The organism is Mycolicibacterium austroafricanum (genome assembly GCF_902705885.1).
Taxonomy (GTDB): domain Bacteria; phylum Actinomycetota; class Actinomycetes; order Mycobacteriales; family Mycobacteriaceae; genus Mycobacterium; species Mycobacterium vanbaalenii_A.
Genome location: NZ_CACSIP010000028.1, coordinates 36,889 through 57,529, shown reverse-complemented (window position 1 = coordinate 57,529; position 20,641 = coordinate 36,889). Strand labels below are relative to the sequence as shown.

General features: G+C 67.9%; 22 protein-coding genes. 7 read left to right on the top strand and 15 right to left on the bottom strand.

Annotated elements, in window-relative coordinates; genetic code table 11:
- Positions 1 to 7: 7 nt before the first annotated feature.
- Positions 8 to 790, bottom strand: a complete 783-nt coding sequence (locus tag BEMPMBAN_RS18980; protein WP_159232806.1) for a DUF6498-containing protein — start codon at positions 788 to 790, stop codon at positions 8 to 10.
- A gap of 66 nt (positions 791 to 856) precedes the next feature.
- Between BEMPMBAN_RS18980 and BEMPMBAN_RS18975 the strand changes: the two genes are divergently transcribed.
- Positions 857 to 1,696: an SDR family oxidoreductase gene (locus BEMPMBAN_RS18975; protein ID WP_159232805.1), complete on the top strand. Its 840-nt coding sequence runs from the start codon at positions 857 to 859 to the stop codon at positions 1,694 to 1,696.
- Here the strand turns inward: BEMPMBAN_RS18975 and BEMPMBAN_RS18970 are convergent.
- Positions 1,693 to 2,160 (bottom strand): acyl-CoA thioesterase, encoded by a 468-nt coding sequence (locus BEMPMBAN_RS18970; protein ID WP_159232804.1) that lies wholly within the window; start codon positions 2,158 to 2,160, stop codon positions 1,693 to 1,695. The two genes, BEMPMBAN_RS18975 and BEMPMBAN_RS18970, sit on opposite strands and share 4 nt — an antisense overlap.
- Before the next feature lie 35 nt (positions 2,161 to 2,195).
- Between BEMPMBAN_RS18970 and BEMPMBAN_RS18965 the strand changes: the two genes are divergently transcribed.
- Complete coding sequence (locus BEMPMBAN_RS18965; RefSeq protein ID WP_159232803.1) at positions 2,196 to 3,299, top strand: alcohol dehydrogenase catalytic domain-containing protein; 1,104 nt, start codon at positions 2,196 to 2,198, stop codon at positions 3,297 to 3,299.
- 4 nt (positions 3,300 to 3,303) lie between these two features.
- Here BEMPMBAN_RS18965 and BEMPMBAN_RS18960 read toward each other — a convergent pair whose 3' ends face one another.
- The 4 genes from BEMPMBAN_RS18960 to BEMPMBAN_RS18945 are packed head-to-tail and all read right to left on the bottom strand — an operon-like array spanning position 3,304 to position 7,416.
- Positions 3,304 to 4,131: an acyl-CoA thioesterase gene (locus tag BEMPMBAN_RS18960; RefSeq protein ID WP_159232802.1), complete on the bottom strand. Its 828-nt coding sequence runs from the start codon at positions 4,129 to 4,131 to the stop codon at positions 3,304 to 3,306.
- A gap of 49 nt (positions 4,132 to 4,180) precedes the next feature.
- Positions 4,181 to 5,491 carry an NAD(P)/FAD-dependent oxidoreductase gene (locus BEMPMBAN_RS18955; RefSeq protein ID WP_159232801.1) on the bottom strand — a complete coding sequence of 437 codons (1,311 nt, stop codon included), beginning with the start codon at positions 5,489 to 5,491 and terminating at the stop codon, positions 4,181 to 4,183.
- Positions 5,492 to 5,520: 29 nt separating this feature from the next.
- Positions 5,521 to 6,519, bottom strand: a complete 999-nt coding sequence (locus BEMPMBAN_RS18950) for an NAD-dependent epimerase/dehydratase family protein (RefSeq protein ID WP_159232800.1) — start codon at positions 6,517 to 6,519, stop codon at positions 5,521 to 5,523.
- Between the two features lie 39 nt (positions 6,520 to 6,558).
- A complete protein-coding gene (locus BEMPMBAN_RS18945) occupies positions 6,559 to 7,416 on the bottom strand; it encodes an oxygenase MpaB family protein (RefSeq protein ID WP_159232799.1) in 858 nt (285 codons plus the stop codon).
- A 139-nt stretch (positions 7,417 to 7,555) separates the two neighbouring features.
- On the opposite strand from BEMPMBAN_RS18945, the gene BEMPMBAN_RS18940 reads away from it, so the two are divergent.
- The 3 genes from BEMPMBAN_RS18940 (at position 7,556) to BEMPMBAN_RS18930 (ending at position 11,113) form a co-directional block, all read left to right on the top strand.
- Entirely contained in the window at positions 7,556 to 8,113 is a 558-nt protein-coding gene (locus BEMPMBAN_RS18940) for a CsbD family protein (protein ID WP_159232798.1), read from the top strand.
- A 26-nt stretch (positions 8,114 to 8,139) separates the two neighbouring features.
- Positions 8,140 to 8,814 carry an IF2 family translation initiation factor gene (locus tag BEMPMBAN_RS18935; protein ID WP_159232797.1) on the top strand — a complete coding sequence of 225 codons (675 nt, stop codon included), beginning with the start codon at positions 8,140 to 8,142 and terminating at the stop codon, positions 8,812 to 8,814.
- A gap of 118 nt (positions 8,815 to 8,932) precedes the next feature.
- Positions 8,933 to 11,113 (top strand): catalase, encoded by a 2,181-nt coding sequence (locus tag BEMPMBAN_RS18930; protein WP_159232796.1) that lies wholly within the window; start codon positions 8,933 to 8,935, stop codon positions 11,111 to 11,113.
- Positions 11,114 to 11,120: 7 nt separating this feature from the next.
- On the opposite strand, the gene BEMPMBAN_RS18925 is transcribed toward BEMPMBAN_RS18930, so the two are convergent.
- From BEMPMBAN_RS18925 to BEMPMBAN_RS18910, 4 genes are all read right to left on the bottom strand, one after another.
- A complete protein-coding gene (locus BEMPMBAN_RS18925; protein ID WP_159232795.1) occupies positions 11,121 to 13,118 on the bottom strand; it encodes a DUF7064 domain-containing protein in 1,998 nt (665 codons plus the stop codon).
- A gap of 57 nt (positions 13,119 to 13,175) precedes the next feature.
- Positions 13,176 to 13,856, bottom strand: coding sequence for a cutinase family protein (locus BEMPMBAN_RS18920; protein WP_159232794.1), 681 nt, complete (start codon positions 13,854 to 13,856; stop codon positions 13,176 to 13,178).
- Positions 13,857 to 14,196: 340 nt separating this feature from the next.
- Positions 14,197 to 15,072: a universal stress protein gene (locus BEMPMBAN_RS18915; RefSeq protein WP_159232793.1), complete on the bottom strand. Its 876-nt coding sequence runs from the start codon at positions 15,070 to 15,072 to the stop codon at positions 14,197 to 14,199.
- Positions 15,073 to 15,118: 46 nt separating this feature from the next.
- A complete protein-coding gene (locus tag BEMPMBAN_RS18910; RefSeq protein ID WP_159232792.1) occupies positions 15,119 to 16,030 on the bottom strand; it encodes a universal stress protein in 912 nt (303 codons plus the stop codon).
- Positions 16,031 to 16,166: 136 nt separating this feature from the next.
- On the opposite strand from BEMPMBAN_RS18910, the gene BEMPMBAN_RS18905 reads away from it, so the two are divergent.
- Entirely contained in the window at positions 16,167 to 16,550 is a 384-nt protein-coding gene (locus BEMPMBAN_RS18905; protein WP_159232791.1) for a YidH family protein, read from the top strand.
- Between the two features lies 1 nt (position 16,551).
- The gene (locus tag BEMPMBAN_RS18900) at positions 16,552 to 16,899 is read left to right on the top strand and encodes a DUF202 domain-containing protein (RefSeq protein WP_159232790.1); all 348 of its coding nucleotides are present in this window, start codon (positions 16,552 to 16,554) and stop codon (positions 16,897 to 16,899) included.
- On the opposite strand, the gene BEMPMBAN_RS18895 is transcribed toward BEMPMBAN_RS18900, so the two are convergent.
- From BEMPMBAN_RS18895 to BEMPMBAN_RS18875, 5 genes are all read right to left on the bottom strand, one after another.
- On the bottom strand, positions 16,896 to 18,242 hold the full coding sequence (locus BEMPMBAN_RS18895; protein ID WP_159232829.1) for an MBL fold metallo-hydrolase: 1,347 nt from the start codon (positions 18,240 to 18,242) through the stop codon (positions 16,896 to 16,898). The two genes, BEMPMBAN_RS18900 and BEMPMBAN_RS18895, sit on opposite strands and share 4 nt — an antisense overlap.
- A 39-nt stretch (positions 18,243 to 18,281) precedes the next feature.
- Complete coding sequence (locus tag BEMPMBAN_RS18890) at positions 18,282 to 18,692, bottom strand: DUF302 domain-containing protein (RefSeq protein WP_159232789.1); 411 nt, start codon at positions 18,690 to 18,692, stop codon at positions 18,282 to 18,284.
- A 44-nt stretch (positions 18,693 to 18,736) separates the two neighbouring features.
- The gene (locus BEMPMBAN_RS18885; RefSeq protein WP_159232788.1) at positions 18,737 to 19,006 is read right to left on the bottom strand and encodes a metal-sensitive transcriptional regulator; all 270 of its coding nucleotides are present in this window, start codon (positions 19,004 to 19,006) and stop codon (positions 18,737 to 18,739) included.
- A 62-nt stretch (positions 19,007 to 19,068) separates the two neighbouring features.
- Positions 19,069 to 19,938, bottom strand: coding sequence for a sulfite exporter TauE/SafE family protein (locus tag BEMPMBAN_RS18880; RefSeq protein ID WP_159232787.1), 870 nt, complete (start codon positions 19,936 to 19,938; stop codon positions 19,069 to 19,071).
- A gap of 6 nt (positions 19,939 to 19,944) precedes the next feature.
- Complete coding sequence (locus BEMPMBAN_RS18875; protein ID WP_159232786.1) at positions 19,945 to 20,538, bottom strand: rhodanese-like domain-containing protein; 594 nt, start codon at positions 20,536 to 20,538, stop codon at positions 19,945 to 19,947.
- Positions 20,539 to 20,641: the final 103 nt, after the last annotated feature.

The following is a 20,641-nucleotide window of genomic DNA, read 5'->3' as shown; positions in this document are numbered from 1 at the left end:
CCGACGCTCACGAGCGCTGACCGCTGGTCACCACCCAGGGTTGCTCGTTCCTGCCCCGTCGTGCGGCTTCGTCGGCGCGGTCCTGGGCCCACCGCTCGTCGAAGCTGGTTCCATGTTGGACGCGGGGGATTCGGTTCATGACGCCGCTGAGCCACCGGGGCGCTGTGGCCGGCTCCCACTGAGGCAGCGCACCACTCAGCGTGAAAAGGCTCTTGAGCACCACGAAGGTGCCGAACAGTGCCGACGGTGCGTCGGTCATCACGATCCCGGCGAGGCCGACGATGAGTGTGAGATGGACGACCGCGACGCGACCCAGTCCGAGTTGGGCTGTCTGCTCCATCTGCCGGAACGGCCAACTCCGCAGAGTCGGTAGATCCACCACGAAGTCCACGACGATCAGAACCAGCACGACGGCGCACCCGAGTTGCACACTGCGCCAGTCGATCTCGGAAATCCTGCTGCTGTTGTGGTCGAGCACTGACAAGATCACGCCGAGGAACACTGCGTGCGCGGCGCAGAAGGCCAGGCTGGTGACGGCGAACCCCGAGACGAACGAGGATCTCTGCGAACCACGCCGCCCCGTGTTCGGCGCGGCGTACCTGTAATGGCCGCGGCGCGGGTTCCACCGTCGATGGATCAGCGCCCTGGCCGTGATGAAAACGCACGCCGCGACGTTCTCGAACCAGTACACCAGTAGCGTTGTGGCCGCCGACCAATCGGCGGCGAACCAGCCGACCAACGGGACTGCGACGACGGACAACAGCGTCAGCAGATGAACCGAGCGGGCCACCTCGTGATGGTGGCACACGCGGCCCGCGACGTGTCGCGGTGCCGACCGCCGTATACCGTCCAACCCATGAATCCGGTATCGATAATCACAGGTGGCGCCGGTGGCATGGGTCTGGCCACGGCCAAGGTCGCCGGTCGGGACCACACGGTGGTGCTCTGCGACAACAGGCAGGAACGCCTGGACGCCGCCGCGGCCGCGCTGAAGGACCTGGGGGTGACGCACACGGCCGTCAACTGTGACGTCACCGACCGGCGGGCGGTCGAGCAACTGTTCGAGACCGCTACCGGCCTCGGGACGGTCGCGTCGGTGATCCACGCCGCCGGGGTCAGCCCCAGCATGGGCGGCGCGGACTACATCATCAGAACGAACGCGCTGGGCACGCTCAACGTCGGTGAGGTGTTCTGCGCAACCGCCGCCGAGGGCGCCGCGATCGTCAACGTGGCGTCGATGGCGGCGCACATGCTGCCCGACGAGATCGTTCCGACGGCCGAGTTCCCACTGGCGCTGCAGGACGAGACCGCGTTCATGGCGGCGATGATGTCGGCGTGCAGCGTCGCACCGGAGGAGGCGCGCTCCGGGTTGGCGTACGCGCTGAGCAAGTGTTTTGTCAGGTGGTACAGCTCCGCGCAGGCCGAGAGGTTCAACAGCCGCGGGCTGCGCATCGTCTCGGTCTCCCCGGGATCGGTCGACACCGAGATGGGCAGGCTGGAGGAGCAGGCCGGAGCCGGTGCGATGGTGACCGACGCCGCGGTCCCGCGGTGGGGCACCCCCGAGGAGATGGCCGAGTTGTTCGCGTTCTGCGCCAGCGACAAAGCCGGATACCTCACCGGCACCGACATCCTCAACGACGGAGGTGTGGTCGCCTCGATGCGGGAGCGAGCGCGGGTCGCTGCCCAAAACAGCTAAGAAGAAGGCTTTTTCGCGCCCTCCAGCAGCACACGGATCTGGTCGGGTATCGGTATCGGGCGGCGAGTGGCGCGGTCGACGTACACGTGCACCCAGTGCCCGACGGCGGCGACCGGATGATCGCTGGCACCGGCCGGATCGTGCGGTGTCGGAAAGACCCCGAGACGGTAGGTGACACTGGTGCGGCCGAGTCGCTCGACGGCCAGCCCGACTGCCAGTGGATCGGGAAACTTCAGCTCGGCGTAGTAGCGGCATCCGGATTCGGCCACCACCCCGAGCCACGGCGCGGTCAGCGGGTCGATGCCGGCGGCGGTGGTGATCCACGCGTTGATCGCAGTGTCGAACAGTGCGTAGTACACCGCGTTGTTGAGGTGACCGAACATGTCGTTGTCGGTCCACCTGGTCAGCACCGGCCAGTGCACCGGAAAATCACCGCTGCGCAGCGACTGCTCCTCACTCGTCATGGCCTGAGTCTGGCAGTGCGGGCAAGCTGGTGTTCATGAAGATCCGCGGAGCCGTGCTCGACCAGATCGGTCTACCTCGCCCGTACGCCACCTCCGGGCCGCTGACGATCGCCGACCTCGATCTGGCGCCGCCGGCTGCGGACGAGCTGTTGGTGCGCATCGAGGCGGCCGGATTGTGCCACTCGGACCTGTCGGTGATCGACGGTAACCGGGTGCGGCCGGTGCCCATGCTGCTCGGCCATGAAGCGGCCGGAGTGGTCGAGGCGGTTGGCGGTGATTCCGATCTGGCACCCGGTCAGCGGGTGGTGCTGACCTTCCTGCCACGCTGCGGGCACTGCGCCGGTTGCGCGACCGATGGACTGGCACCGTGCATCCCCGGCAGCGCCGCCAACGGTGCGGGCACGCTGATGGACGGTGGCACCCGGTTGAGCCGCGACGGCGCGCCGGTGCTCCACCACCTCGGGGTGTCCGGTTTCGCCGGCCACGCGGTCGTCGACCGGCGGTCAGTGGTTCCCGTCGACGCCGACGTGCCGCCGGTGGTCGCCTCGCTGCTGGGTTGCGCGGTGCTCACCGGTGGCGGCGCGGTGCTCAACGCCGGCCGGCCGGGTCCGGGCCAGACCGTCGTCGTGGTCGGCTTGGGCGGTGTCGGGATGGCCGCGGTGCTCACCGCGTTGGCCCACGACGACGTCCGCGTCGTCGGGGTCGACCCGTTGGCCGACAAACTCGAGCGTGCCTGCGCGGTGGGTGTGCACGACGCCTGCACCCCCGACGAAGCGACCGAACGCGGGCTCAAGGCCGCGGTGGTGATCGAGGCCGTCGGCCACCCCGCTGCGCTGGAGACCGCGATCGCGTTGACGGCGCCGGGGGGCCGCACCATCACCGTCGGGCTACCTCGCCCGGACGCCCAGATCGCGTTGTCCCCACTGGGTTTGGTCGCCGAGGGCCGCTCGCTGATCGGAAGCTACCTGGGTTCGTCGGTTCCGGCTCGTGACATTCCGCGTTTCGTGCAGTTGTGGCGCGAGGGTCGGTTGCCCGTGGAATCGTTGGTGTCCTCGACGATCACCCTGGACCAGATCAACACCGCGATGGACGATCTGGCCGACGGCAAAGCGGTGCGGCAGGTCATCGATTTCGGGTAGTGCGTCAGCGCCGAGGCGGCGGGAAGTACATCTCCTGGCGCACCGTGCAGACCAGACCGCCGTCCCGGTTGAACATCGTCCCGCTCGCCAGCGCCAGGGAATCGGCGCTACTGGGTGAGGATTGGTCGTAGAGAAGCCAATCCGACAGCACGGCAGGGGCGTGGAACCACACCGAATGGTCGCGCTGCGCCGAGACCCCGATGCTGCCGCGGGCCGCGTAGGCCGGTTCGGTCAACGTCACGGCGGACAGATACGCAACCAGCGTCCCCGTCAGCACCGGGTCGTCGGGCACCTCACCGTCCGGCCGCCACCAGATCCGGGACCGCGCCGGCGGTGCCTGCTCGGCGTCGACGATCCGCCGCTCGAACCAGCGCAGACTGGCCCACTGCCCCTCGGTGACCTCCTCGGACTCGGCGAAGTGTGGTGCCACCCAGGGCAACGACTCCGGAGCCGGCGCCCGGGGCATGGGTGGCTGATACACCACCTGCGCGGATTCGGGGTCGGCGACCTTGAATGAGGACATCGCTTCGAGCAGGATCTGACCGTCCTGGCGGGCGGTCACCCGGCGCGCCGAGAACGTCCGGCCCTCCTGCAGATCAGCCACGTCGAACTCGACCGGCCGACGGGCGTCACCGGGGCGGAGGAAATAGGTGTGCACGCTGTGCGGTGCCCGGCCCGGCGCGGTGTGGCTGGCCGCCAACAGGGCCTGCGCCGAGATGTGCCCGCCGAGGATGTGGTTGGCCGGGGCGGGCAGTTGCCGGCCGACGAAGACCGCCGGGTCGACGCGTTGGAGCTGCAGGGAGGCGAGCACGTCGCCGAGCGAGGAGGGCATCGGCGACCATCTTGCCCGACGGCCCGGTGACCTGGGCGAACCGGACGGATCAGTTCGCCTTCGGCATCGGGATGCCTTCACTGGTGGCGAACTTCGCGTCCTCCTGTGTCGACAGCCCCATCGAGACGACCGACCGATCGAACACCGCGTCGGTGAGGTAGGCCAGTGACACCGCCCATCGGTTCACCGATCTCGGGATGGCATGGAGGTGATAGGCCCGGGTGACGAACTTCGCCGGCCATCCGGAAAGCTGGATGCCCAGCGGGTTCGCGACCGCGTAGCGCGGACCCAGGTCGACCACCAGCCCCATGTCGCGGTGCTTGTAGCGCTTCTTCGAGCCGTAGCCGAGACTGGCGGCGACGTTTCGGGCCAGCACCTTTCCCTGCCTGGTCGCGTGCTGCGCGGTGGGCGGGGTGATCTTGCCCGGCTGCGTGAGATCGGGGACCGCGGCGGCGTCGCCCGCCGCGAAGACATCGGGATGGCCGGGTACCTGTAGCTCGGTGTCCACCTTGAGCCGACCTCGCTCGGTGTCCAATCCGAGGTCGGCGATCAGCGGTGCCCCGGTGACACCGGTCACCCACGCCACGGTGTGGGCGTCGAGGCGCGAGTCGTCACTGAGGATCACGTGGTCGGCGTGGACCTCGTTCAGCGTGGTGCCGAGCCGGACCTCGATCCCGCGGTCGGCGAGCACGCGCATGGCGGCCGCCCCGAGTTTGTCACCGACCTCCGGCATCACCTGTTCGGCCATGTCCAGGAGCACGACGCGGACCTCGGCCGGGTCGAATCCCATCTGTGCGGCCGCCGAATCGGCCAGCGCGCGCAACTGCGCGGCGAGTTCGGTGCCCGAGTACGACGCGCCGACGATCACGATCGTGCGGCGGGCGCGAATGCGCTGCGGATCGTCGTCGATATTGGCCAGCTCGAACTGCTCGAGCACATGGTCACGCAGATACAGCGCCTCGGCCGTGGACTTCAAACCGCGGCCGTGCTCGGCGAGACCCGGGATGTCGAACAGCCGTGTGACCGAACCGGGTGTCAGGACCAGCCGATCCCAGGACATCTCGCGCGAACGATCCTCGGGGTCGGTGTAACAGAGCGTGTGCCGGTCGAAATCCACGGATTCCACCCGCCCGCGCACGGCTCGCACTCCATCGAGCCCGTTGGCGAGTGGGATGGTGACGAACCGAGCGTCGACGACACCACCGGCCACCTCGGGGAGCAGCGGTGTGTAGAGCATGTAGTCCACCGGGGAGATGATGGTGACGTCCACCGAGGCGTCGTTCCTGCGCAGGGTCCGGGCCAGGCGACGGGCGCACTGGAAACCGGTGAACCCGCTACCCACGATCACAACTGATGTCATGAAATCACTCCTGACAGATGTTTCGGAATTCAACGGACGCTGCTGGCCAGCAAGGAAAGTGTCTGTGCTGCAGAGTATTTCGGGGTCCATCCGAGCTGCGTTCTGGCCTTGGCGGTGTCCATCACCACAGAGGTGCGCCCCGCATGCAGCCATTCGAGCGCCGACGGGACGAACGGCAGCCGCGAGATCACCTCCGAGGTGGCCACCGCTGCGCTGCGGGGCACCTTGACCGGACGGGCGCCGAGCGCCTCCCCGACCTCCGACATCGACAGCACGCCGTCGCCGGCGATGTTGTAGGGCCCCGGAGGGGCCGATCCCGTGGTCACCGCCAACGCGATGGCGGCTGCGACGTCGTCGTGGTGCACCAGTTGCAGCGGGGTGCCCGGGTCCGGGAACGGCGGCTTGAGCAGCGGCAGCGCCTGGGTGAGCCCGCGGACCGGCCTGGGAAGCTGATTCCAGGGCATGGCGTCGAACAGTGCCGTGGCCTTCGGCCCGGCGACGATGCAGGGCCGAAGCACATACACCTCGAGCGACGACTGCGAGGTGACCTCGGCCAGGACTGCCTCACACTCCGCCTTCTGTTCGGAGTAGTAGTGCTCCGACGACCCCCGCACGGGGACGTCTTCGGTGATGGGAACCGGATTGTCGGAGTGATACCCGTAGGCCGCCACCGACGAGGTGTACACGAGCCGACGTGGCCGTCGGGCGGCCACGGTGGCCTCGAAGACATTGCGGGTGCCCGCCAGGTTCACCCGGGCGCTCTCCTCCCGTGACCCCATGATGATGAACGCCAGGTGCACCACCACGTCCACGTCGTCGACGAGGGCGTCGACGGACTCTCGGTCCAGGATGTCGCCCTGCCGGTAGGTCGTCTTTGTCCAGCCCTGCGCGGCCGCATCGAACGGCCGGCGCGCCATCCCGACGATGTGGGTCACGTCGGGATGTGCCTCCAGCGCCGTGATCGTCGAGAGACCGATCTCCCCGGTGGGCCCGGTGACCGCGACACGCAAAGACTCTCCGGATGACATACCGGTGCTGTTCCCGGTCTGCCGCCGACGAAACGGGGATCAGGCGTTTGCAGCCAACGCCCAGCGGATACCGCCGACCAAGATCCTCCCGGTCGCGCGCACCACCGTCGTCTCCACCGGGGGCAGGTACGGCAACCACAGGGGTGCCCGCGCCCACGAGGGCAGCATCGCGACCGAACTGGCGGCCAGGACCGCATAGGGACCTCGGGCGATCAGGGGCAGCGGCGGGGTCAGCAGCAGAAACCGTGCTGCCTCCCGGGCGGCAGCGGTGCTCTTCAGCTCCGGCCGGTAGGCCTCGATCCGCTCGGTGAGTTCCCGCTGGCTGCGCGGCGGGTCCGGCACCCCCAACGCCATCGCCACCCGAGCTGTGTCGGCGACGTACTCGTCTTGGCCCTGTGCGTCCAGCGGAGCGGCTCCGTAGAGCTGGTGGGCGTGCAGAAAGCTGTCGACCTCCGCGATGTGCACCCATTCGAGCAGATGCGGATCGGTCGCCCGGTAGGGCCGACCATCCGGGGCCGTTCCGCGCACCCGGGTGTGGATGCCTCGCACCCGGTCGACCGCGCGCTGCGCGTCGCTGGCCGTGCCGAAGGTGGTCTCGGCCAGAAACGTGCTGGTGCGGGCCAGTCGGCCCCACGGGTCGCCCCGGTAATCGGAGTGCTCGGCGACCCCGGCCATCGCCAGCGGATGCATTGACTGCAGCAACAGCGCGCGCAGACCACCGACGAACATCGACGCGTCGCCGTGCACCCGTCGAATCGGCCGCTCCTCGCCGAACCACCTGGGTCCCGGCGAGTTGTGGATCCGCGCCCGGTTCGCGGGCCCCTCCGGTCCGGCGACCATGCCGAACACCGCCTGACCGAGTTGTCGGCGAACGGCGCCGATGTCCGAAACCACCATGACAACCATTGTGGCCCCACAACCCGTCGGCGCAGAGGTCGGCGGGGCGCGATTGGTCACATGAAGATTGAGACGGGCGCAGCGGGGAATGCCTCGGGGGCAGCCAATCAGCAGTTGGCCGGCGAGAGGAGTTTCACCGATGACAGACCGTGACAAGTCCGGACAGGCCCGCGAGGGTCTGATCGATTCCGTCAAAGGCAAGGCGAAGGAGATCGCGGGCGCGGTGATCGGAAACGATTCGCTGACCGCAGAGGGGCAGCTGGAGCAGACCCAGGCGCGCGAGCGCAAGGAAGCCAACGTCGCCGAAACCGTCGCAGACGCCGAGACGACCGAGGCTTTGACCGAGTTGTCGAAGGCCGAAGCGGATCTCGCCCGGGTACGCGTCGAGGTGGACACCGAGGCCGTGGAAGCCAAGGGCGACATCCAGGCCCAGAAGCAGGACGAGCAGCACCTCGCCGAGCAGGCGGCCCGCAGCGCCGTCGCCCGGGAGGCGGTGGCGGCTCAGGCGGAGGCGCAACATGAGGTCCATCAGGCGAAGAACCGGGAACACGCTGAGGTCGAGGCGGCGCAGGAGGACCTGGTGGCAGCCGCCGCTGAGCACGATACCGCGGTGAAGGTGACCGAGAGCGCCAAGCAGGAGGCCGAGCGGCTCCGTCAGCGCGCCGAGTCGATCACCGAAGAAGCCGACTTGCCGTGAACGCCATCCGGACACAGGAGTGGACCATGAACATCGTCAATGTGCCGGTCGTCATCTTGAGGCTGCAGTATCGGCTGGCTCGGTTGCCGTTGCAGCTCATCGAGGATCGGGTGATGACCCGGCTCGATGAAGACACACCGGCACGTCTGTTCTACGAGCGTTCGCTGGGCACTCTCGACGCGGCGGTCGGGTCAGTGCTCGGAGACGTGAACCTTCAGGCCAGTGGTACCGCGTTGGTGGACCGCAGCGATGCGTTGGCGGGCGCGGCCAGGCTGGATGCAGCTGCGGACGCCAAGCGCGAGAAGGCTGATGCGGCACTGAGATCCGACCTCACCGAGGCGGTCGAGGAACAGCAGGAAGCGCACGAGACGCGCCAGCAGGAGACGCAGGAGGCCCGCCGGGCGGCACGCAAGCGTGCCGGCGACGCGGCCGAGAACGCGCAGCAGCGCACCACTGCGCTCAAGCAGGAGGCCCAGGCCGCCGCCACCCAGAAGGCGTCTGCAGTCGAGGCGGCCAGAAAAGATGCGCACGAGGCGATCCTGGCCGATGAACGCACGGTCGTGGAGGGGGCGAAGGCGACGCTGGAGGCTGCGTCCGACAAGCGCGGGACCGCGGCCGCCAAACGGGCGCGCGCCGATCGGGTCGAAGAGTTGGCGGAGACCGAGAAGGCCAACCGGCAGGCGGAGCGGGCCGAGAGCTGATTGCCGTAGGTGTTTGTCGGCTCAGCGAGCGGGTACCACGTGATCGGCGCGTAGCCCCTGCGCCGGCCATGGCCCGCCCGATGTAGCCGCCGCAATCGACGTATCGCTTGGAGCACTGATGCCCCCCTCACGCAATCGAGACCAGACCGCCCCGCCCGCCGTTGGACCTGCCGGTGCGCCCGAAGATGCGGCAGGACACATGGATTCGCGCGCGCAGACCGGCCGCTACCTGACCACTGCGCAAGGCCTGCGGCTGCCCGACACGGACCACTCACTCAAGGCCGGCAACCGGGGACCGACGCTGATGGAGGATTTCCACCTCCGCGAGAAGATCACCCACTTCGACCACGAGCGCATCCCGGAACGCGTGGTGCACGCCCGTGGCGCCGCCGCGCACGGCACCTTCGAGGCTTATGGCAACGCGGCCAACGTCACGAAAGCGGAGTTCCTCGCCGACAAGGGCAAGCGCACCGACGTATTCTGCCGCTTCTCCACCGTCCTGGGATCGCGCGGCTCGGCCGACACCGTCCGCGACACCCGCGGTTTTGCGGTGAAGTTCTACACCGACCAGGGCAACTTCGACCTCGTCGGCAACAACATCCCAGTGTTCTTCATCCAGGACGGCATCAAGTTCCCCGACATCATCCACGCGGGAAAGCCCCACCCCGACCGCGAGATCCCGCAGGCGCAGTCGGCGCACGACACGTTCTGGGACTTCGTGTCACTGCACACCGAGGCCACCCATCACGTCTTCTGGAACATGAGTGACCGCGGCATCCCGCGCTCGTACCGGACCATGGAAGGCTTCGGCGTACACACCTTCAGGCTCGTCAATGCCAAGGGCAAGACCAGCCTGGTGAAGTTCCACTGGAAGCCGGTCGCCGGGGTGCATTCGCTGGTGTGGGAGGAAGCACAGATCACCGCCGGGGTTGATCCGGACTTCCACCGCCGCGACATGGCCGACGGGATCGAGGCGGGCGCTCCCCTGGAATACGAACTGGGCATCCAGGTGATGCCCGACGACGGCACCGAAACCTTCGAGGGCATCGACCTTTTGGACCCGACCAAGATCGTGCCCGAGGAGCTGGCGCCGGTGCAGCTGATCGGCAAGTTGACCCTGGACCGCAACCCCACCAACTACTTCGCCGAGACCGAACAGGTCGCGTTCCACACCGGCAACCTGGTACCGGGGATCGAGGTCACCAATGACCCCCTGATGCAGGCCCGGCTGTTCTCCTATCTGGACACCCAGCTCACGCGGCTTGGCGGACCCAACTTCACGCAGCTACCGATCAACCGGCCGCACTGCCCGGTCAACGACATGCTGCGCGACGGCATGCACCAGACCGCCGTGCACACCGGGCAGGCGCCGTACCTGCGCAACAGCATCGACGGGGGTGAACCGCTGGTCGCCACCGCCGAGGAAGGCGGCTACGTTCCCACGCCCCGCGCTGTCGACGGTCCAGTCGAGCGCGCGGAGCCGGTCTCGTTCAGCGACCACTTCACCCAGGCCGCGATGTTCTACCGCAGCCTGACGAAGGTCGAGCAGGTGCACGTCATCGAGGCGTTCACCTTCGAGCTGGGCAAGTGCTACGAGCAATCCATCAAGGAACGCGAACTCGAGGTGCTCGCCAACGTCGACTCCGAACTGTGCAGGCAGGTCGCGGACGGTCTGGGACTTCCTGCACCCAAGGGAAACCCGCCCGAGGACGTCACCACCTCGGCGGCGCTGTCCCAGGTCGTCACCGAGCCGGGGCCGGTCGCCGGTCGCAAGGTGGCGGTGATCGCCGACGCGGGATCGGATCTGGCCGGCGTCACGACGTTGACCAAGGCTCTGGAGAAGCTGGGCGTCGAGGTGCTGGTCACCGCACCCGTCGGCGGCACCCTGAAGTCGGGACGCCGCTCGGTGGTGGTGCAGCGCACTTTCACCACAGCCCGCTCGATCGAGTTCGACGCGATCGTCGTCGCGGCAGGCACCACACCGACCACCGACATCAAGGTCGTGGTGATGCTGCAGGAGCTCTTCCGGCACTGTAAGGCGATGGGTGCCTGGGGGGACGGGGTCTCGTTGCTCGACGCCGCCGGGATCGACCGGGGCGCCCCCGGTGTGCTGATCAGTAGCGACGCCGACAAGTCCTTCTCTGCGGAACTTGTTGCCGCGCTGGGTCTGCACCGGGCTTGGGCGCGCGCCGATGCGGTGATGGCGTCTGAGGTGCCACCCTCGAAGCGGCCGAAATCCACCGCGGCACCCCGCAAGCGGGGGTTGGTCAAGAAGGGAACCCGCAGCGCGCGGAAGTGACCCGGCGTCAGCCTGCGTTGCGGTTCCACTCCAGCCAGCCGATGCCGGTGCGGCCGTCGCCGGTGGTGACGGTCGCCCAGGCGCGCGGAAAGTAGCTGACACGCCCGTCGTCGGCACCCAGCCGGACCGGGGCGTGCCCGCGGATCTCGGCGTCGACGGTCACATCGCCGGGCTGCAGGGTCAGCGACGTCGAGACGGGCAACCCGTTGTCGGCGAAGGTGGCCTCGGCGCTGACCGTCGTTAGTTCGGTGAGCGGCGACCCCGGTGGTTGCAGATAGCCGATGCCCATCGGGGGCATGCCGGGAATGCGGAGGTCGACGCCGTGCAGATGGGTGCCGTCGTCGAGATGCAGGGCGTGCCACACCCAGTCCATGGCCCACCAGTCGCGGACTCCCCACGAGTGATCCCGCTGACCGGCGACCGCGTCGAAGTGGTACGCCCGGCCGTCGGCGGTCACGGCCCCGGTTACGGTGCAGGCGATCTCGTAGCGCGGGGTGATGCGGTACTGATAGGGAGTGCCCGCGGTGGTCCAGACGAGGTCCATCGTCAACTCCGTCGGCCGGCCGCGCTCACCGCGCAGCAGGTCCGCCGGGTCGTCGAAAACCTCACCGCGGCCGTGGACGGTCACCCGGTAGGTCTGCAGTGGTTCGCTGGCGTCGAATGTGAGGTGCGCCGACTCGGTGCGGATCTCTGACGGGTCGGCCGGCAGTTGCGCGGCGAAGTCGACGATGGCGACCGTGGGCATGTCCGGCCCGCACACCAGCGCGTTGATCCAGGCGGTCTTCTGGTTCGGCACCAGCCCGAGGCGCACCCACCCGCCGACATCCTGGCCGGCGTCGGCGAAATCGAAGTACCAGCTCTCGTTCCACAGCTCTTCAGCGGTCGGCGGGTGCGGACCCTCATCCCCGGCAAGGGGCGAGAGTGGTTCGGGCAGCACGGCTTCCGGCAGTACGGCCAGCGCCCCGGTGTCCAGCACGTGTTCGCAGTGCCGGGCCAGCATCGTCATGAACATCTGGTCGCCGCGCTCGGTGCGCTCGACGAGCATGGACGAGATGATCGCCATCATCACGCCGAAGAAGCTCTGGCGGCGAACCCCGTCGCGGACGGCGTCCAGGTCGACGGGTGTCTCGGGACCCAGTGCTCGGTGGTAGGCGCGCAGTAGCCGGTCGTAGTTGTCGCGGCGTACCTCGACCGGCAGGGCGCAGCCGAGGAAGTAGGCGACGTCGGTGAACGCCGGCCCCCATGTGACCGTCTGCCAATCCACCACGGTCAGCGCCCGGTCCGCGCCGGGTTGGCCGAACAGCATGTTGTCGAGGCGGTAGTCACCGTGCACCAGGCCGTGGACCCGGTGCCCGTCGGCCTCGGCGGCGACGTACGCGTCGAATGCAGCGACCAGCCGTTCGCACACCTCGCGGTGTACCGGGTCGATCGCGGTGCCGAAGCGCTCGGAGAAGCCGGCCCACAGTTGGGCCAGCAGCGCCTGGTTCACCGGCGACTCGCGGTTGAGCCAGTCGGCGCCGGCCAGCGTGGTGTCGCTCAGTAGCGGACCATGAACCCGGCCGAGTTCGGCGACCGCCAGCTCCGCTTGGTCCGCTGTCGCGCCGCGGATTTCGTCGCCGACGACGGCTGGCGCCGCGTCACCGAGCAGGAGATCGAAGGCGCCGGTCTCCGGGTCGTAGGCGGCGTGATGACACGGTGCCACCGGGCCGGGCAGCCCCGGCGCGATGTCGGTGTAGAAACGGACCTCGCGCGCGTAGAGACCGAGTGCCATCCCGGTCTGCCTGCTGTTGGGATCGGTTGCGGCGACTTTGAGCACGACCGACGTGGGGCCGCCTGCGCCCGTGTCGGCATACGTCAGAGCGACGCGGTAGCACTCGCTCATCTGGCCGGTGCCGATCCGCTCGGTGGTGAACCCCGAGATGCGGCCTTGACCGAGGATTGCGGTCAACCAGTCGGCGCTGAGGTCGGCGGGACGTTCGATGAGGAGGTCTGCAGGGCGAGCCACGCGACGAACCTAGCAGTGAGCCCGATCACAGTGTTGACGGGTGTCAAAAACTGGGGTTTACAGCTTGCTCGCCGCGAAGTCCGCCGCCTGGTCCGTCAGGCCCCGCAGCGTGTAGGCGCTGTGCGCGCCGCCGTCGCCGCCGGACGGAGAACACACCGGGTCTTCCGGGATGCACAGGTCGAGCGTCTTGGACTCGTACGCCGGCCCGACGACGATGGGAGGAGCGCCGGTGTTGAGCATCTGCAGAAAACCAGTGGACGGCTTTCCGAACAGCGCCACCGCGGCCACCTGATCGGCCACCGACGGCGGCATCGGTCCGGTCATACCGGGAGGTGGTGTGTAGCCCTCGGGAATGGCGTCCTCGGTGATGTAGGCAGCGACCGCCGCCCCCTGCGAGAAGCCGCCGAGGACGATGTCGGTGTTCGGGCAGTTCGCCGCCATGTCCACGACCCGGTTGCTCGCGTCGATGACTCCGTCGGCGGCGGCGGCGAAGTCAAGGGAGGCAGGGTAATTCACCGCGTAGACATCGACGGACTTGCCGTTGGTCTTCGATCGCAGCGAATCCACGAACGCCTGGCCGGTGGCGCCGATCCCGGGCGGTTCGAATGTGCCGCGGGCGAACACGACCTCGACGTCGGGACACGGGGCGGCGTACGACGGTGCCGCGACGACGACCGAACCCGCGGCGGCCACCACCACGGAGGCGACTCCTGCAAACCAACGACCGATTCTGTTCATCTGGACCGCCTGTTCTCGTATCTGACCCGAGGCCGGCGTCGTTGCTCCCCGACGGACGGCGAGGGTTTACCCGCACGATCTCTGTCCAAAACGCAGAATACTGATGATGCTTGTCGGTCACCACCGCTGGCCCGAGGCGGCAGCGGGACCGGCCATCGGGCCGCAGTGAGAAGAACCACTCGCCCGGCATCCCGATCCGCGAATCACAGCCCAGCAGAATGCTTTCCGGGCTCTGTCCGCGGATCTCCCAGCCCAGCACCGATGGACCGGACGCGGCCGTTCTCAGAACTCTCGGCCGGCGACGTCGAGCGTGCTATTCGCAGCTGATCGGGGTGGTGGCTTACGGAACTTCCCACTCGCTGGGAACGACCATGACCGGCCGCTCAGCGTTGTGCAGCGTGGCCATGGCGACACTGCCCAGCAGGATCTTCCGTGCCGCTGAGCGGCCGCGCGAACCGACCACGATGACCGCCGCGTCGTGGTCTCGCGCAGCGCTGATCAATGCATCCGCGCATGCGTGAGCGGGGAAGCCGTGACCACGTTCGACCCTGAGCCTCTCGACCTTTCGGCTGCCCAACACCTCGGCGTCGACAGATGCCGGTTCGTCGACAGGGTCATCGTTGTCGACCGAGACCAGCAACAGATCCCTGTCCGGGAGCAAGCGCATGGCTGCCTCGAGCGCCTTCTCGGCACCGGCGGAGCCATCCCAGCCCACGATCACCGGCCCGCCGGCCAGTGCCTCGTGTTCGGTGGACAACATCGGATGCGGCACGACGACCATCGGCCGCGCGCAGTAGTGCACCACCAGGTCCGAAACGCTGCCCAGAAACGCCTTGGCGCCCCCCAGCCCGCGAGAGCCGACGATGACCAGGTCCGCGTCGACCTCCTCGGCGACCTGTGCGATGCGCCAGCCTTCCCCTCCCCAGGTCCGCTTCAACAGGGGCTCGGCGTCCCACCCGGCGGCACCGGCCAACGTCACACCCGTGGTGACGACACGCTGGGCCTCGCGTTCCCCCTCCTGCTCGACCAACGCGACCAGCTCGTCGGTGTCGCGGGCACGCGAGCGCAACCGCTGCCGCACCTTTTCGCTGGCGAAGGGCGGGACCCACAGATAGGTGATCCAACCGTGCGCCCCTGGAAACAACGACACCCCGACGTCGATCGCGGTGCCCGACTCCTGCGAGCCGTCATATCCCATCACCACACGAACTGCCACCGGCGAAAACCTCTCAGACGTCGGGTACCGCGAATTGTATTTCAGATCATCGGTGTTCGGGCGTGCGGGCGACGATCACCGGAACCATCGACGAATGCACGACCGCCCGGGCTACCGATCCCAGCAGCATGCCGGTGAAGCCACCGCGGCCGTGACTGCCCACCACGACGAGCTGCGCATCCTCGGCCTGCTCGAGCAGGCGAGGCGCCGGTCTGTCGCTGACCACCACCTTGCGGACGGCGACATCGGGGTAGCGCTCCCGGTATCCGCTGAGCCGCTCGGCCAGCACCTCCGCTTCCTGCTCCTTGTAGTTCCGCCATTCGATGGGCGCCCAGTTCGTGCGGGGAAACTCCAGCGGACCCATGTCGGTCCACGCGTGCAGCGCCACCAACTCCACCCCGCGCCGGGAGGCCTCATCGAACGCGATGCCGGTGGCCAGTTCCGAGGTGGGAGAGCCGTCGACGCCCACCACAATGGGGGCCTGGGACGGTTGGGGAGCCGGGTCCTCGTCGTGGATCACCGCCACCGGGCAGTGCGCGTGGTGCACCAGCCCGGAGCTGACCGAGCCCAGCAGCGCGCCCGCCACCCCGCCTTCGCCGCGGCAGCCCACCACGACCATGCCGGCGGTCTTGGAGAGGTCGACAAGGCCCGGCACGATCGGTTCGTGCAGCACCTCACTGGTCACCTGCGAGGCCCTGTCAGGGGCGGCCGCCTCGACGGCTACCTTGTGAGCCTGTTCCAGGATTCGAGCTGCCTCGTCCTCCTGGGCCTGGGAGTAGACCTCGCTCGGAAACGCCGACCACCCCTCGGCGACGAATGTCAGGGGAGCGACGACGTGCACCACCTTGAGCGGAACGTGATGCAGCTCGGCGTCGCGAGCGGCCCATTCGACCGCTGCGGTCGACGAGGCTGAACCGTCGACGGCGACGACGATTCCCCGGGCAATCGGATCCGTCATGACCCTGACGCTAGGTCGCCGCACGACGTCACGTCTGGAGGCATTGGTCCTCAACTGGTGGGCCCTAGTGCTTCAGGGAGGCACGACGGCGGCTTAGGCTGTCACGAACAACGTTCGCTCGAGGGGATACGGTCCGATGGGTTCTGCCGGTCACGAACGATCGTCCGAACCGACCGGTGAGGAAGAGCCGGACTACCGCTTCACACTGGCCAACGAGCGCACTTTCCTGGCGTGGATACGAACGGCGCTGGCGTTGATCGCCGGAGGCATCGCCGTCGTACAGTTCGTGCCGTCCTTCGGAATCCCCGGTGTACGGCACGGTCTCAGTGTGGTGCTGACCGCAGGGGGTGGTGTGCTGGCGGCGCTTGCGGTGCGGCGTTGGCAGCATGTGCAGACCGCGATGCGGAGGGACCAGGATCTGCCGCCCACACACGTGCCGCTGCTGCTCGGCGCATCGATATTCGCAGTGACCGTCGTGGTGCTCGTGATCCTGGTCATCTGGCCGCCGGCGGGGGCGTGAGATGCCCCGCCGGGAGCCGCAGAAGCCCGGGCTTCCAGCCGAACGCACGCTACTGTCCTGGGAGAGAAGCGCATTCGGATTCCTGATCGGGGGCGCGCTGGTGATGCTGCGGCAACACGGCCCGCTCGGCCCTGGACGGACGGCACTCGCACTCACCGCCACCTTGCTCGCGCTGCTCGTCCTCGGTATCGGCTACCGGAGATCGCGGCAGATCAGTGCCAGCCCGGTCGTCGCGGGGCGAGTTGTCATGCTCGCCCCGCGCTCCGAGGTACTCATGATCGGCGGTGCCACCGTCGGCTTCGCTGCGGCGATCGTGGTGGCGCTGCTGTACTCGGCGGCACTCGGCTAGCCGACCAGCCCGAGCTTCTCGGCGTTGTCGAAGGTGTCGTCCACGAGGACGACTGTGCGGCCGGGCCGGTCGATCATCGACGCGGCGATCGAGGAGCGGTACCCGGAAGCGCAGTGCACCCACACTTCGCCGCCGGGGACGTCATCGATGCGCTTGCTGAGTTCGTGCAACGGAATGTTGAGCGCGCCGCGGACGTGGCCGTCGTCGTACTCACCGCTCTGACGGACATCGAGGACGGTAGAAGTGTTCTTGTCGATCTCCGCGGCAAGGCCGGCGAAGTCGGCGACACGATAGGACCGCAGCGGGGCGTCGCCGGCCAGCGTGGTGATCTCGCCGACTGCCGCCCCGGTCAGGTTGTCGACACCGATGCGCGCGAGTTCACGCCGGGCATCGGCGATCTGATCCTTGGTCTCCCCGATGAGAGTGAGCGGCGAACCCCATGAGTAGAGCCATCCGAGGTAGGTGACGAACGAGTCGGACAACTCGAAGCCCAGGGTGCCGCCGAGGTGCCCGGCCGCGAAGGCCGTTCTGGTGCGCAGGTCCACCACCCATTCGCCGGCATCGATCCGCCGGCGCAGTTCGTCCGGATCAACCGGTTGTGGTAACGAAAGATCGACGGGGGCCGGACCTTCGGTGTTGATGACACCCATGTGCGCGTAGTAGGCCGGGTAGTCCGACAGTCCCGCGATCAGCTCGTCGACGTAGCTCTGCTCGTCCTGGGTCAGCGCCGGATTGTCCCTGCGCTGATCGGCGATTGTGGATGAGTCACCACTGGCCGGGGTTGCCGAGCAGAAGCTGCCGAACCCGTGGGTGGGATACACCTCGGTCTCATCCGGAAGCGCCGCAACGAGCCGACGCACCGAGTGGAACTGCGCGTGACTGAGTTCCTCGGTTTGCTCCGCGCCGAGCAGGTCGGTGCGTCCGGTCGTCCCGTGCAGCATCGAACCGCCGGTGAACACGCCGGCCACAGTGCCGCTGGAATCCCGTAGCACATAGCTCACGTGATTGTGGGTGTGGCCGGGGGTGTGCATGACCTCGAACCGCAGCGAACCGGAGCGGATCTCGTCGCCGTCGCTGACAGCACGTCGTTGGTAGCCGACGTCATCACCGGCGGGGACCACGTACTCGGCTCCTGTGCTTCGGGACAGTTCGAGTCCGCCGGTCACGTAGTCGTTGTGGATGTGCGTCTCCAGCACGTGGGTGATCCGCACCCCCCGCTCGCGGGCCAGGTCGAGCACCCGGTCGATGTCGCGTTGCGGGTCGACCACGACGGCGTCACCGCCGGCGCTGATCAGGTAACTGCGATCACCCAACCCGGTGGTCTCGATGATGGCGATGTCGATCTTGACATCTACATTGATGTCCACTTCGAACTCCTTGTCTTACCGCGCGTCGGCGGATTCCAGCGATTCGATTGCGGCCCGCAGTTTGGCTGCGGCTTCGTCGGCGACTTCGCGGACCCCCGGCTGATCGGAGAGCTGGACCATCACCTGCGGGTCCATCGCGTCGACGATCACCGCACCCTCGCTGGTGGTGTCGGTGCGCACGGCGACGTTGCAGGGCAACAACAGCCCGATCTGGCGATCGGCGTTGACCGCGCGGTGCGCCAGCGGCGGATTGCAAGCGCCGAGGATCAGATAGTCCTCCATGTCCTCGCCCAGCTTGGCCTTCAGGGTGGCCTTCATGTCTATCTCCGTCAGCACTCCGAAACCCTGATCGGCCAGTGCTTTACGGGTCTTGTCCACCGCGTCCTCAAACGTGGTGTGCAGTGTCGTCGACAATGCGTAGCTCATCGTTCCCTCCCGATCTCGTGTTACTCGATGTCGTTGCGGCTCGGTCATGCCAAGGCCAGGAACAGCTTCTCCAGCTCGGCTTCGGTCATCGGCTGCTGGCCTTCGGCGGCCTCTCCGGTGAGGCATTCCCGCAAACCGGTTGCCACAATCTTGAACCCAGCCTTGTCCAGTGCCCGCGACACCGCGGCCAACTGCGTCACGACGTCCTTGCAGTCTCGGCCCTGTTCGATCATCGAGATCACCCCGGCCAGCTGGCCCTGGGCTCTGCGCAGCCTGTTGAGTACCGCGGCGATTGCGTCCTCGTCACCGACCATGGTGTTGCTCCTCTCTCCGGACGATATAGCCATGGTACCCGTGGGGGTATTCCCTGGGGTGATCATGCGGCTGCCGCGCCGATCTGCCGGGTCAGGCGTCGCAGCGGACAGTGGGCGTACCGGGTGCACACGAAGGTCATGGCGGCGGCGACCGCAGTGAGTGCCGCAGCGGCGATCCCGACGCCCGGGTGGATCTCCTGGCCTAGGACAACCGAGGACATCGTGAGCACAAACCAGCCGAAAACCTTCCGCAACACGTCGGGGTCGACCTTTGCGGTCAGGCGGGCTCCGAGCAGAGCGCCGACAACTGCGGCGGCGGTGACGGCCAACGCGAGCGTCCAGTTGATCTGGACGCTGGACAGATACCCGGCCAGGCCGGCGAACGACTTCATCGCGATGACGATCAACGAGGTGCCGACGGCGATCGGCATCGGCAACCCGCCGAGCAGCGCGAGGGCCGGCACCACCAGGAAGCCGCCGCCGGCGCCGACCAGGCCGGTCACCAGACCGACCACCAGGCCCTCGGCGACGATCTTCGGCATCGGCAGCCGGTGTCCGCCGTCGGAGGTCTCGGCATTCTTACGGCCGCGCAGCATCGCGATGGCGGTGGCGATCATCATCACGGCGAAGCCGATGAGCAGCACGGTCCCCGGGATGAAGCGGGCCAGCACGCCGCCGGCGTAGGCGCCGGCCATGCCTGCCCCGCCGAAGATCAGGCCGGTGCGCCACTGCACCCGGCCGGCCCGCGCGTGCGAAATGGCGCCGATCGCGCTGGTGACGCCGACGACGAGCAACGAGGTGGCGATGGCCTGTTTGGCGTCCATCCCGGCCACATAAGCCAGCAGCGGCACGGTCAGGATGGAGCCACCGCCGCCCAGCAGCCCCAGCGAGATGCCGACGAAGACGGCGAGACCGATGGTGAGCGCAATCATGGCCGGTCAGCTCGCTTTCTGGGCTGTGGGAGTAGCGGCGACGAGCTGGGACACGATGGTCGGCGCGTCACAGGTGGCGCCGCGGTTGTACGGCAGCTTCGACAGCGCCATGCCCATCGCGCACGTATTGGTCAGTGACGCGAAGGTCAGCCCGCCGCCGATCGCGGCGGCCAGCCACTTGGCTTTGGGTAGGGCGACGCTGGCCAGGATGCTGGAGAGCACGATGGAGCCGGCGACCAGGCGGACCTGTCGCTCGAGGTCCCAACGCTGGGCGCCACGGTTGACCGCGAAGCCCCTGGCTTCCCAGGCGGTGATGCCGCCGTCGAGGATGTGCACGTTGCCCAGCCCGGCGCTGCGCAGCGTCTCCTCTGCCTGGGCGGCGCGCTGACCGGAGCGGCAGACCAGCACGACGTCCTCGTCGAGGTGCTTGATGATCTCGTCGCGGTGTTCCCGTAGCAGATCCAGCGGCACGTTGTACGCCCCGGCGATGTGCGCGGTCTCGAACTCACCCGGGGTGCGGACGTCGAGCACCCGAGGGGGCGTCGCCGAACCGAGCAGGTCACTGAGGTTCTGCGGATCGATGATGGCTGGCGCGGTCATATCTGTGGTCCTTTCAGCGGGCGGTACGGGCCACTCCTCATACCGCAGGGGGTATATCTGGATCCCAGGGTACACATACCCCCTGGGGTAATAGCAAGTGGAA